This is a genomic window from Mycobacterium sp. (genome assembly GCF_025965855.1).
GTDB lineage: Bacteria > Actinomycetota > Actinomycetes > Mycobacteriales > Mycobacteriaceae > Mycobacterium.
The window spans coordinates 1-11800 of the sequence record NZ_JAOPWB010000325.1; the positions used below are offsets into that span (position 1 = coordinate 1).

Sequence of the window (11800 nt, forward strand, 5' to 3'; positions counted from 1 at the left end):
GAACACCCGTTCGAGCAACAAAGCAGTGCGCCAAGCGGCCGGTTTTTGCTGGCCTAGTCGCTCTGCCGCAGCCGTGCCGCAGTCGTGCCGCAGCAGATTCAATACAGCTTGGCGCGGATCAACCCACTCAACCTTCTGACCTGCTGCTTTGTAACGACACCAACGCCCACCAACGCCACAAACGCCCAGATGGTTTAGTTCGCATCGAGTAGGTCCGGGGTTCGAATCCCCGTAGCTCCACCCCATTTGAGCAGGTCAGGACGTATGTAGCGCGCTAATCGATCACTACGCCTTTCGGGCCGTCCGCAGTCCGTCCGCAGCACATTTGACCGCGTCCAAGCGGTCCGCAACGCCGGCCAAGTCTTCGTCAAACAGGTCGGCGTACACGTCCAACGTCATCGACGCCTAAGCGTGTCCGAGCATCCGCTGCACCGCCTTCACGTTTGCGCCGGCGCTGACCGCCAAGGACGCCCGGATGCGGTTTCGCGGATGGGATCGAGATTTCGAACGCTGCGACAGTTGCGGATGTGTGAGTCCTGCCGTGCGACCCCGCGCACGCGGTGTCGAGCACCGCGCATCATCACTGGCTGCCCGGCGCACGGCCGACCGCGCGCAGCTAGAGGAGCGCGCCCGCTACGCCGGCTGCCGCATCGAACACGCCGCCGCGCTCGGCCGCATCCTGTCGGTACGGTGGTGACCGCCTTGCGCCCGCCGAACCAGGGTGCACCTCCTGCGCTATGTGCGGCCAGTCGTGTCGGTCAGCCGGGAAGCTTGGCCGCCAGAACGTCTGCTGTTTCGATCGACGGCGTTTCTTCGAACAGATACGCATTCTCTTTCAGCGCCGCTGCCACCTTGCCAACAAGATGGGCCTGCCGCCCGTCCTCATGGGGAAAGGCATCGAAGATCCCGAATTCAAGCACCCCGAAGCGGACCGCGAACCAAGTCGTGGTGGCGGGCTCTTGTTCGACCGCGGGGAGAGCACCGGTGAGAAAGTCCGCTACTTCCTGCTCCTTGCCCGGCTTGGCTAACAGGCGAACGAGCAACGCTACTTTGACCATGACTTGTCTCCTGAATTGACGACGAAATTGCCGGGGCGACCTTTACTCCCCTGATCAAAGCTATGAAGGGGCCGGCCAGCGCGAAACGGGCCAACGGGAGCAACTCACTTGGTCCGGTTGGGCCTATCAGGCTAGGGCGCCGAAGCGGCGGCTCCGGCAATCGGCGCGCGGGCCGTGTTGGCCGCCGGCATCCCCCGATCTTTCGATGGATGCGCAGTTTGTGGCGTCGGAGGGTGCCTGCCCCGCCACGATGTACATCACCACGCAAGGGGGACCTGATGTCTCAACGGCACGCACGCCGCGCCCGGTGGAGATCGCGCCGCCGACCACGAGCGGTCCGGCGAAGAACTCGCGGACCTCGTCCAGGAACGCGAACGGGAACAGCCGTCCGGTGTGACCGCCGGCGCCGTGGCACACCAACACCCCCTGATCGCACCAGCGGTCGACCTATCCGTCCTCGGACTGCTCCTCGGCACACGACACCTTGCCCTCCACGGAGCGACACCCGTAACCCAACGTTCGTTGCGCGGCGTTCGCAACGCGCGCAGTTCGATCGAGTGAACGTTTACCGCGTAGTCCCACGAAGACGAGCTAATGGGGTCACCGTCGATCCTCGTTACCGCGCCAGCTCTCGACCCTACGGTGAATTGCGAGACGTGGTTGGGTGTCGATACGCGAAAGTGCCTGTCCTGCAAGGCATGATGGAATTTCTCTAGGGTTCCACGATGCTGGCGAGACCAGCTCCGAGGAGGTGTTCGCACACCCTTTCGAATTCCACAGCGACGCAGCCGATTCCGGGTTGTGCAGCAAAGTGCCTGCGCAGTACGTCCGACAAGGTCGATCTTATCGTTGTCGCTTGGTGCTAGCAGGTAAGCACAGGTACCAGCTGGCGAGCAGCTTATTGGGGGTCAGCAGTGACGACACGGGCTTGCTGGAGCGCAATTATCGAAGACAAGGACGATAGGCCAGACATCGGGGGACTGCCATCGCAGGAGGAGAAGTCAATCATGAGCAATATTCCTGCAATAGAACTGAATGACGGCGCGCACATCCCGCAGCTTGGCGCCGCACTCGCAGCGCCAAGTTATGTGACGGCCGCACGAGCATGCGATGGAGCCGACCAGCATCGGGCCAGATCCCGCGAGCGCGGCTTGGCGCACTGAGCCGCAGATCACCAAGCCGGCCGGAATTAAGCGCGGCTCCCCGAGCGCTGAACCGAGTTAGAGACTGCACGTTCAGTTTCTAGATGATGAAGGAGTCCAACTGTGACAAACAGACTGCGCTATATCACGCCGTTGTTGGCGGCGGGGGCTGCCGCGGTAGCTATCGCCGCAGCGCCGACGGCCATGGCCGACCCCACCCCGGCTCAGCCGGCAGTAATCGCAACCGCCTCGACTGCCGTGGCCCCAAATGTTGTCGAGGCCGGTCACGGCGGCGGCGGTGGTGGTCACGGCGGTGGCGGTGGTCACGGCGGCGGCGGCGGTGATCACGGCGGCTACGGCGGTGATCACGGGGGCTACGGCGGTGATCACGGCGGCTACGGCGGTGATCACGGCGGCTATGGCTGGTGGCCCTGGGGCTACCGTTGAGCGGCCAAGACGCGGCTGAAACACACCGCCGCTGGTAAGTAACAGCCGCATACCGCCTACTGACGCGCTCCCATGCCCAACGGCAGCGCGTCACAGACGGGAGAGACCGATGTCCAGCTTCGAAGTCGACTTCCTGCGGAACGGCGGCTGGTGGATGGTTCACATTCCGAGCTTGGCGGGCAGACGCAACAGCGCTTTCCGGTGAGGCCGAGCTAACGGCACGCGAGTACATCGCGGTCGCTACCGGAACGCTAACTGCATCACTCCCAAGGAACAGCAGGCAATTGACGAGGAGCCGATGGACCTCGACGACGCCTGGTAGCGCGTTGTCGGCCAGTCGGGGAGGAATCGGCCTGCCACCCCAAGCAGATGACGGGCCGTAATGGCGATCCATCGTTTATTCCGTAGAATAGGAGCGAGAATCGATGAGAATCAACGACAAGCAACGGAACGCTTGGGGTCTGTAATCCGTTGTGCCGTAACGTTTAACGAGAATCAACGAGAACTAGAGCGATAGCGCTATCGCTGTTTGCGTGGTTGCGGGGTGATCAGCCCGTGGTGGTGCAGGACGCGCCGGATCGTGGAGGTGGACGGCGCCGGCAGGCCGGGCTGGTGCAGCTGCGATTGCAGGGTAAGGGGTCCGGCGTCGATGCCTTGGTTGACGGTTTTGTGGCGGAGCCGCACGATGGCGACGATCACCTCGTCGTTGACGGCCCGGGGGTTGCTGGCCGGGCGCCGCGAGCGGGCGTCGACGGCCTCCAAGCCGCCCTGGTGATCGCGCTTGAGCAGCCGGTGCAGATGCTGGCGGCAGAACCCGTAGGTCTGGGCGGCCGCGGTGACGCTGAGCTGACCACTGATGACATGAACGACGGCGACCCGCGCTTTGGACATGAACCACGACGGTCACCTATAACGCGACTCATCAACGAACGCCGCAGCTGTAACCCATGACGTGATCAGGCTGGCCGGACGGTGACTCCCGCTCCCGGGTTTACGAACCCTAGCCGGACTTCTTGCCGCCTTTGCGCCCTGCGGCCTTCTTCTGGGACTGGTTACCGCCGCTGCCGCTACCGCTGCTACGGCTGCTTTGGCTGCTGCCCGAACTTTTGCCGCCCCTGCTGGAGGCGCCCGGCGAGTTCGATATCGCCGCCGCCCTGGACTTGCTCATCCCCTTCTTGCGCAGGCCCTCATACTGTTTGTCATTCTTGACGCTGGACCCATGATCTTTCGCCACTTTGGAATCCTTTACATCGGGCAGCCGGAATACCCGCTTTCAACCGCAGAGAACGCCTATCCGGGAATCCTCAAAGGCGTTAAGGATCGGGCAATTCCTGCTACCGGCGTGCAGCGAACGCGCCCGTCGCTCACCACGACTAATGTGACGGGTCCTTTGCGATCCGCCCCGGTCGGTCGAATTTGAGCAGGTCAGTGCCGCTGGCGTGCGGTCTGTGATCGGGCACCGGGTTGCCGACGCCCGATTTGGGTACTGATCTCGTGGAGGCTGGACTCTTGACCACGCGCGCCGTTTTGCCGCCGTAGCGAACCCGTCGGCGCAGATGTGGTGCCAGTGACGGAAAGGATTAAATGGCGCATCGCGACCCCGACCCCGATTCCACTGACGCACTCTTGAAAGAACTCCTGGGGACCTACGGGCCGTGTGGCCAAGAGGACGAGGTTCGCGCCGTGTGTGCACGCGAACTGGAACCCGTCGTCGACGACATGTGGACCGACGACGCCGGGAACCTGGTCGGCTACATCGCCGCGGACGGTCCCCCCAACGACGCCGACCACCGACACCGGACCGCGTCGACCGCCGGATCCGGCGCCGCGACGCGGGTCATGGCGCACATGGACGAACTTTCCATGCTCGTCAAGCGGATCGAACCCGACGGATCGCTGCACCTGACGCACCTAGGAACGATGTACCCGGGGAATTTCGGCCTAGGACCCGTCGCGGTGCTCGGCGACCAGGAGACGCTCACCGCGGTGCTCACTCTCGGCTCCGAACACACCACCAAGGAGAGCCCGCGGATCTGGGAAACCAAACCGGATCAGGGCGACAAAGCGCTGGATTGGCACCACGTCTACGTCTTCACCGGCCGCACCCGCGAGCAGCTTGTGGCCGCCGGCGTGCACCCCGGCACGCGGGTGTGCGTCGAGCGGAGCAAGAGGACGCTGGTCGAGATCGGAGACTACGTCGGCTGCTACTTCCTCGACGACCGCGCGGCGGTGACGGCCCTGCTGCGCGCCGCTCGCCTGTTACGTGAACGCGGAGAACGACCCGCCGACGACGTCTACGCCGTGTTCACCACCAACGAGGAGATCGGCGGGGTAGGCGGCTCCCACGCCAGCGCCAGCCTGCCCGGCACGCTCACCCTCGCCCTGGAGATCGGGCCCACCGAGCAGGAATACGGCACCAGCGTCACCGGCGGTCCCATCGTCGGCTACAGCGACGCCCTATGCGTCTACGACAAGGACGTCGCCGACCGGCTGATGGGGATCGCCACCGACCGCGGGCTGGAGCCCCAGGCGGCGGTCCTGGGCGCGTTCATGTCCGACGCCTCGCACGCCAAGGCCAACGGGCTCACACCTCGGGCGGGCCTGCTGTGCCTGCCAACGCTGAGCACGCACGGCTATGAGGTCGTGTCTCGCCGCGCCATGGATGCGATGGCCGCGATCGTCGTCGACTTCGTGCTGCGGCCCGACGGCCAGAGCCACTGATGCGCCGCGACAACTTGGAGTTGTTGATCGCCGAATTCATTGGGATGCAGCGGATTAGCCGCGCCGTTCGCGAATTGCCGTGAAGCGCAGCATAATACGTCTGACCAGGATCCGCGGCCAACTCTGAGGTCAATCCGGATTCTCCGGTGTGTGGCTCGAGGGCGTTCTCAAATTGTCGGAGTGCGGATCTCCCCCGAACTCCGCTTCGAGAGCCACTCCCGCTCCGCCGCCGTTCTCACGTCCACCACGCGCCAACCACCTGAGGGCGGACCTCTATCGGTCGAAGGCTTGAGGCGGTCCGCGTGGTGTTCTTCCCGCGACGTCTTGGGGATATGGATTACCTGTGGAAATACGGCTTGACGTGCAAGGTTCGCTCCGTCTTGTTCCGATTCGATCCCGCTCGTTAGCGGCAGGGATTCGAATCCCCTTAGCTCCACCGGGAAACGCCGAGTTAGATGAATTGGTACGCCTGTCGCGCTAGTGTTTCCGTGAACCGCCGACCATGGCTACCAGCATCACGGCGGGTAGATCGCCACGGTTACTCCAGGGGCGGCGGGTCCCGTTTTGGATGTTGAGATCGCGTGCGCGAGCGTCGTTTCGACACCGTCGTCGAGTTCGAGGAGGATCTCGCCCGACAGTATGATCTCCATGTCGACGGTGTCGGTGGTATGCATCCGGGGTTGTCCGTTTCGTTGACCGCCATGATGCCGGGTAGTTCGTCTTCGGGTTCATCCAGGCATTCCTGCAAGTCCAGGTCTTGCAGATCTGCGTGCCCGTCACCGGTGACTACGCGACGCACTTGCAGATTGCCTCCACTCGATTTACAACAGGGACACCGCGTCCAGGTCCTGGATCGCGGCGGCCGACCGCTCCGCCATCGGCGTGAACATCCGGTCGCCGCGCTCACTGCGTTTGCTAGCTGCGGCTCCGAATGATCATCGGAGAGTGAAAAACTCCGAAACGATAGTCCTGCCAACATTGTTGGAGGTCGTAGTCGTTGGCCCCGAAGGTGCACAGCCGCTTGTGGTAGGCGGCGACGATGTCGCGTTCGGCGGTGCGCCGGTCCTCGGGGCTGCGCCCGCTGACTACTACGAATGGCACGTCGCGCAATGGTTGACCGACCATGCAGGCTTGCCAGTAAACGGCAATCATCGGGGCGGGAGACCCGAAGGGCGCGAAAAGGAGGTTGTCCAGTCGGTAGTCGGCGTGTACGAGAGTGAACGGCTCTGGGTCGTGGCGCCACCAGGCCACCGACCGACTTCTCGCCGATTCGGTGAGTATCGCAGCGGTTTGGTCACTCGGGGGATACCGGTCGACGAACGTGGCGGTGGAATCCTTGAAGAACGCAGCACTAGGTCGGCAATGTCGGGACTCATCGGGATCAGCCAGTCGTGGGCGCGTAGGGCTTCGTCGCACCACAGCGGGCCGTGGAGCCCGGCGATGTTGATCGCGGCATCGTGCGCCTGCTGCACCGTACATCCCTCGATCTGATCACCGGGCAGTGCAGGCGCGAGGTCTTCCAGAAGCAGGGTGAACACCGTGCCGTCTTCGGAGAGCGCTGCCAGTTAGCAGCGCGGAATTCTTACGGTTACATGCGGCGCGCGGGACCCTCGGACGCGACCTTCACCACCAGTCTGGCTGGGCCGATACCGCGGGTGTAGGCGATCGTCAGGCGGTATCAGTAACCCATCTGCCCGGTGCCGATGGGCTCGGTGGCGATGGCATCGACATCGACGTCGATTCCGTTTGCGGCCAGCGCGGCGGTGAGCCAGCGGAGCGTTACATCGGCGATTTCGGCTGTGACTTCTGTGAATTCGATTGGCATCTCAGTAGCCGCCGTAATTCGATTCGGCAGTCAGGCCGAGGTCGGGCCGCACTCCGGTGACGATTGTCTCGTAGATGCCGTAGCCTTCGGCGTCGCGTCGCGTCGCGTCGCGTTGCCGAAGCCGCACCGGCTTGTCGCGGAATTGACCGAGCGTAGGCAGGACGTCAGGCGAGTGGCAATCTGGGATGTGTTCGCCGTCGGCGTGCAGGGCGCCGCGCTACACTCCATGCCTGTGTCCGCGCCAGTCGCCATACCCGCCGGGGCGAAGGAAGAAGCCGGTGTCATCCAGTGCGCTGACATCGACGGTGAGCGTTTCGCCCGTGGCAAGTTCCAGGTGGACCCGCCCACCCCCTGCACGAACCGTGTTCGGGGATCGTAGGCCAGTTCCGGCGTCACGTGGCGAACGCGTTGCTGCTGCCCGTCGGCGTGATTGATATAGGCCGAGTAGATTGCCCGGAAGCCCGCCACTTCCATTATGAGGAGGACGAGGTTCGCGCGGTTAGAATACGCGGAGGAATACGCTGGAATACATCGGATTTCGGTGTTTGCTGGAACCGGCGACGCCAGTTTCAACGTACAATGTACCATTGAGACATCACGAAAGTTTGTGTAGCACAATGGATTTCAGTAAAGAAGACCCGAATGACCTGCGCCGGCTGGACCCTAAGCAACAGCCCCGCGGTGACGCCGAAATCGCCCGTCTGCGCCGGCAGAACCCACCCGTGTCGTTCAGAAGCATCGCCGAGCGCTTTGGCATGTCGGTGGGCAGCGTTCAGAAGGCTAAGAAACGGCAAGAGAAGCTCGACGAGGAGATATCCAACGAGCTGGACTCCGTGTTGGCCAAATACGACGGCGACGGGTTGGCGGCCGAAGACGTGCAGACGGCCGCAGACTGTGAGCGGCTGAACGACCTGGAGTTGCACAGATTGCTGAAGCTGCCCGCCGGGTCCGGGGGCAGAGGCCGCGCTAAACCGATATTGGTGGTCATCGCCGCGATCGTCGTGCTCGTCAGTGCCGGGATCACCGGCTACCTGGTCATCAACGGACACCGGCACCCGGCGTCCCCGTCCGCGCCGGCGTCCCCGTCCGCGACGGGGACCCCGTCCGCGCCGGCGGCCCCGTCGGGGCCCCGGCCGACCGCGCTGTCCTTCACCGGCCTCAAAAACCCGGCAGGTGTGGCGGTGGACGCCGCCGGTGACGTTTATGTCGCCGACCACGGCAACCGGGTGGTGAGGTGGTCGGCCGGGTCGAGCACCCAAACCGTGCTGTCGTTCACCGGCCTCAATCACCCCGGTGGTGTGGCGGTGGACATCGCCGGTGACGTGTACGTCGCCGACTGGGGCAACAACCGTGTGCTGAGGTGGTCGACCAGATCGATCACCCAAGCTGAGCTGACGTTCAGCGGCCTCGACCACCCCGGTGGTGTGGCGGTGGACACCGCCGGTGCCGTGTACGTCTCCGACTGGCGCAATCGGGTGGTGCGGTTGGCGGCCGGGTGGCGTACCCAAACTGAGCTGCCGTTCACCGGCCTCAATCACCCCGGTGGTGTGGCGGTGGACACCGCCGGTGACGTGTACGTCGCCGACTGGGGCAAGAACCGGGTGGTGATGTTGACGGCCGGATCGACCACCCAAACCGAGCTGCCGTTCACCGGCCTCAATTACCCCCATGGTGTGGCGGTCGACACCGCCCGTGCCGTGTACGTCACCGACTACTACAACAACCGGGTGGTGAAGTTGGCGGCCAGGTCAAACATCCAAACCGTGCTGCCGATCATCGGCCTCAGCAAACCCCTGGATGTGGCGGTGGACACCGCCGGCAACCTCTACGTCACCTTCAATGGCAACAATCGGGTGCTGAAGCTGCCGATGCAGTAGCGCGGTCGCTGAGGCCGGCGGCCAAACCGCCGATCCCGGCTATTGACGCGGGCGCGAACGGCCGGGGCAGCGGGGTCGTGGTCTCGCCTGAGCATCCCCGTCCTTCCGGCGTGGGGACCCGGGATCGGGCCGACAACCCGCCGGAGCACCTGGCGCAGTAGCCCGAAGGCGTTCTCAAATTGTCGGCGTGCAGATCTTCTCCGATGCCCGCTTTGAGACCCACTCCCCGCACCGCTGACGTCTTCACGTCGACCACGCGCTGACTCGCTGGGGCGGCGCTGTATCCGTCGAAGTCTTCCGGCACGGTCCGCGTGGTCTGTTCTTCGGGACGCGACATCCCGAGTGTATGGGGCGCTTTGCGAGGTCTCCTAGACTAAAAGTTTTGCTCTTCCTGTGCGTGGCGCCAATTAGTATGTAAACTGGCCTATAAGTGCATCATCGGTATGGTCGCACTCAGGCGCCGTAGCCGCGGCCCGCCTCCACGCCGGCTTGTTAGGAGCAGCATGGGACCTTAGGCAGGCGGTGGATAACACGCTGAGCTATCAACTGGATCGCGTTCCTAGGCCGAGACGGGCAGAGCATCGGCAAAGACGATCGGAACCGCGGTGTGCGAATGTCCACGCCGCACGGGACCCGCCGCGGGCCGCAGCAGGACCAACGGTCGTCAGGGCTGGTCGGCGCCGACCGCCAAACAGGTTTCGTCGGCGCTGAACCAACCCCATCGAGATTCCGGCCGGACCGGCGGGGCGACCAAGACGTGGTCCGGGTCGCATTTTGTACCAACTTTCTCGCTCAGGCTGCGAGTGGCGCAGCACTTCACGTCAGATTGGCAGCCGAAACATGACCAGCGTTTCGTCCTCGAACTCAACCGAAGGGGGATACGGCGTGTCGGCGCTCAAGCCCGCAGAACCCACGGGAGCAACCGAACATCCGCTCGCTCTGCTCTATCTCGGGCAGGCACCGCGACAACTTCGTGCTGCTGTGCGCCCCCTCCGTACTGCGTCGGCGGTGGCCGGCCAATGAGCACAAGGCGGATCAGGTCAACAGCGCCAATCTCATCGGCCTGGCTGATCGACGTCAATGATCTCCCGATCGATCTTATCGACATCGAACTAAGCACGCCGCAGCCGGAACTCGTCGGCGACACGGCCGTGATCCTGCTGCGTCCCGAGCAGGGACCGCCCGCGGCGGTTTTGAAGGTGGCCCGCGGCCCGCTGAGAGCCGCGGAACTGCGCACGCAGCGGCGCGTGCTCGCCGAACTCGCCATCCACCCGGGACTCGCCGAAGAATGGCGCGAACTGCTGCCGCGGATCCTGGCCTTCGACGAGCGCGCCGATCCGACCGTGTCCGTGGAATCCTATCGGCCGGGAATCGACCTAGCAAAGGTGCTGGCGCGCCACCCGAACCGTGTCGAGGAGCTGACCGCCGCGGCCCTGAGCGCCATCGCGCCGCTGCACCGGCAGACTGCCACGTTCGTCGTCATCGACAACGTCTGCTTGTTGCGGCGATGGGTCGTCGAACCGCTGGCGGGCCTGACGGACATGTGCCGGCGGCTGGATCCCCGCCTGGTTCCCGAGATGGACCGGCTTGGAACGATGCTACGGCGGGTCCTGGTTGGCCGGCGCATGCCGGTGAGCTGGACGCACGGCGACTACACCCCCGGCAACGTTCGGGTGGCCGACGCTCGGGGCGCGGTCACCGGCATTGTGGACTGGGGCGGGGCGAGGCCGGGCCAGCCGGCGCTGATCGACGAGTACCTGATGATCCTGACGGCGAGCTGCCAGGTGGAGCGAGCTGAGCTGGGCACAGTGGTCGCTGAGCGGCTACGGGCGGGCGGCCTCTGGGACCGCGAGCGTAATGCGCTGCGTGCCGCACGCGACCGATTGGACGCGGACATTGGCGACCGTGAGCGCATCGACGAGCGCGTTGCCATTCTGCTGACCTGGCTGCACCATGTAGTCGACTTGTGGCGCAAGTGCGCCACCCATCCCAACCACCACACCTGGTGGGCCACCAACGTGGCCCCGGTGCTCGACGCCGTCGCCGCACAGGCCCCGGGATATCAGGCGGACGGCTGATCATGCAAAACAGACAACGAACGCTCACAGAACTGGGTCGGCCTGGTGGCCTGGCCGCTGTCGGAGCCGATGTCGCCGCGGCTCGCCGGGGAACGTCGATCATGTTCGACGGGCGGAGCTCAGCCACCGTTCGGGAGCTCGTGGAGGATGATCCGAGTGTCGCCGGCCGGCTTCTCTGGTTCGGTGCTCGGATTACGATCCGCCCAGCTCTATCCATTGGCAGCCACATGGCGAACGCGCCGTGGCCATGGGGGCTCGTCGATTTCGCCGCCCGGGCTGTGGCGCCCGTGCCGGGCAGCGTTCGTCAGACGATTCGGCTGCCGCATTGCACCGCGCGATTGGTCCGCGCTGCCCGTGTTCTGCCTGCTGACGGCAGCCGGCGCATCGTGTTGTACATGCACGGTGGCGGCTTCCTGACCTGTGGCGTCAACACGCATGACCGGCTCGTCACCACTTTGTCGGAGTACGCCGATACCCCGGTGCTGGTGATGAACTACCGGATGATGCCCAAGCACTCGATCGGTGAGGCGTTCGATGACTGCTATGACGGGTACCAGTGGCTGCGTGGCCGGGGTTACGAGCCCAACCAGATCGTCTTGGCGGGTGACTCCGCTGGAGGCTACCTGTCACTCGCGCTGGCCGAACGGCAGCT

The 11800-nt window shown here is 64.5% G+C and carries 13 protein-coding genes and 2 pseudogenes; 6 read left to right on the forward strand and 9 right to left on the reverse strand.

The annotated features are described in order from the left end of the window. Positions 1-285: 285 nt before the first annotated feature. A pseudogene (locus tag JWP83_RS28140) lies at positions 286-471 on the reverse strand (integrase); the annotation flags it as partial. Positions 472-541: 70 nt separating this feature from the next. On the opposite strand from JWP83_RS28140, the gene JWP83_RS28145 reads away from it, so the two are divergent. Next, positions 542-697, forward strand: coding sequence for a hypothetical protein (locus JWP83_RS28145; protein WP_297738201.1), 156 nt, complete (start codon positions 542-544; stop codon positions 695-697). 61 nt (positions 698-758) lie between these two features. On the opposite strand, the gene JWP83_RS28150 is transcribed toward JWP83_RS28145, so the two are convergent. Both JWP83_RS28150 and JWP83_RS28155 read right to left on the reverse strand, forming a co-directional pair. Beyond that, positions 759-1058 carry an antibiotic biosynthesis monooxygenase gene (locus JWP83_RS28150; protein ID WP_297738176.1) on the reverse strand — a complete coding sequence of 100 codons (300 nt, stop codon included), beginning with the start codon at positions 1056-1058 and terminating at the stop codon, positions 759-761. Between the two features lie 126 nt (positions 1059-1184). After that, positions 1185-1481, reverse strand: coding sequence for a hypothetical protein (locus JWP83_RS28155; protein ID WP_297738178.1), 297 nt, complete (start codon positions 1479-1481; stop codon positions 1185-1187). Between the two features lie 842 nt (positions 1482-2323). Here JWP83_RS28155 and JWP83_RS28160 point away from each other — a divergent pair. Then, positions 2324-2647, forward strand: coding sequence for a hypothetical protein (locus JWP83_RS28160; RefSeq protein WP_297738180.1), 324 nt, complete (start codon positions 2324-2326; stop codon positions 2645-2647). Positions 2648-3166: 519 nt separating this feature from the next. Here JWP83_RS28160 and JWP83_RS28165 read toward each other — a convergent pair. After that, a complete protein-coding gene (locus JWP83_RS28165) occupies positions 3167-3538 on the reverse strand; it encodes a leucine zipper domain-containing protein (RefSeq protein WP_297738182.1) in 372 nt (123 codons plus the stop codon). Positions 3539-3647: 109 nt separating this feature from the next. Continuing rightward, on the reverse strand, positions 3648-3881 hold the full coding sequence (locus tag JWP83_RS28170) for a hypothetical protein (RefSeq protein ID WP_297738184.1): 234 nt from the start codon (positions 3879-3881) through the stop codon (positions 3648-3650). Between the two features lie 350 nt (positions 3882-4231). Here JWP83_RS28170 and JWP83_RS28175 point away from each other — a divergent pair, with 350 nt between their 5' ends. Further along, positions 4232-5368, forward strand: a complete 1137-nt coding sequence (locus tag JWP83_RS28175; protein ID WP_297738186.1) for a M20/M25/M40 family metallo-hydrolase — start codon at positions 4232-4234, stop codon at positions 5366-5368. A 515-nt stretch (positions 5369-5883) separates the two neighbouring features. On the opposite strand, the gene JWP83_RS28180 is transcribed toward JWP83_RS28175, so the two are convergent. The 4 genes from JWP83_RS28180 to JWP83_RS28195 all read right to left on the reverse strand — a co-directional run bounded on the left by JWP83_RS28180 (position 5884) and on the right by JWP83_RS28195 (position 7320). Next, on the reverse strand, positions 5884-6042 hold the full coding sequence (locus JWP83_RS28180; protein ID WP_297738188.1) for a hypothetical protein: 159 nt from the start codon (positions 6040-6042) through the stop codon (positions 5884-5886). 241 nt (positions 6043-6283) lie between these two features. Further along, positions 6284-6847, reverse strand: coding sequence for a phosphotransferase (locus JWP83_RS28185; RefSeq protein ID WP_297738190.1), 564 nt, complete (start codon positions 6845-6847; stop codon positions 6284-6286). Positions 6848-7046: 199 nt separating this feature from the next. Beyond that, a complete protein-coding gene (locus tag JWP83_RS28190; protein WP_297738193.1) occupies positions 7047-7193 on the reverse strand; it encodes a hypothetical protein in 147 nt (48 codons plus the stop codon). 1 nt (position 7194) lies between these two features. Further along, positions 7195-7320 (reverse strand): hypothetical protein, encoded by a 126-nt coding sequence (locus tag JWP83_RS28195; RefSeq protein ID WP_297738195.1) that lies wholly within the window; start codon positions 7318-7320, stop codon positions 7195-7197. 490 nt (positions 7321-7810) lie between these two features. On the opposite strand from JWP83_RS28195, the gene JWP83_RS28200 reads away from it, so the two are divergent. From JWP83_RS28200 to JWP83_RS28210, 3 genes and pseudogenes are all read left to right on the forward strand, one after another. Beyond that, positions 7811-9070 carry a hypothetical protein gene (locus tag JWP83_RS28200; protein WP_297738197.1) on the forward strand — a complete coding sequence of 420 codons (1260 nt, stop codon included), beginning with the start codon at positions 7811-7813 and terminating at the stop codon, positions 9068-9070. A gap of 1019 nt (positions 9071-10089) precedes the next feature. Further along, complete coding sequence (locus JWP83_RS28205; protein WP_297738199.1) at positions 10090-11148, forward strand: aminoglycoside phosphotransferase family protein; 1059 nt, start codon at positions 10090-10092, stop codon at positions 11146-11148. A gap of 122 nt (positions 11149-11270) precedes the next feature. Continuing rightward, positions 11271-11800: pseudogene (locus JWP83_RS28210) on the forward strand (alpha/beta hydrolase); the annotation flags it as partial.

Bases quoted from the DNA above. Each gene is read 5' to 3' on its own strand.
- JWP83_RS28175 (WP_297738186.1), top strand. From the start codon at position 4,232: ATGGCGCATCGCGACCCCGACCCCGATTCCACTGACGCACTCTTGAAA.
- JWP83_RS28180 (WP_297738188.1), bottom strand. From the start codon at position 6,042: ATGCATACCACCGACACCGTCGACATGGAGATCATACTGTCGGGCGAG.
- JWP83_RS28185 (WP_297738190.1), bottom strand. From the start codon at position 6,847: ATGTACGGTGCAGCAGGCGCACGATGCCGCGATCAACATCGCCGGGCT.
- JWP83_RS28200 (WP_297738197.1), top strand. From the start codon at position 7,811: ATGGATTTCAGTAAAGAAGACCCGAATGACCTGCGCCGGCTGGACCCT.
- JWP83_RS28205 (WP_297738199.1), top strand. From the start codon at position 10,090: ATGAGCACAAGGCGGATCAGGTCAACAGCGCCAATCTCATCGGCCTGG.
- JWP83_RS28150 (WP_297738176.1), bottom strand. From the start codon at position 1,058: ATGGTCAAAGTAGCGTTGCTCGTTCGCCTGTTAGCCAAGCCGGGCAAG.
- JWP83_RS28165 (WP_297738182.1), bottom strand. From the start codon at position 3,538: ATGTCCAAAGCGCGGGTCGCCGTCGTTCATGTCATCAGTGGTCAGCTC.
- JWP83_RS28190 (WP_297738193.1), bottom strand. From the start codon at position 7,193: ATGCCAATCGAATTCACAGAAGTCACAGCCGAAATCGCCGATGTAACG.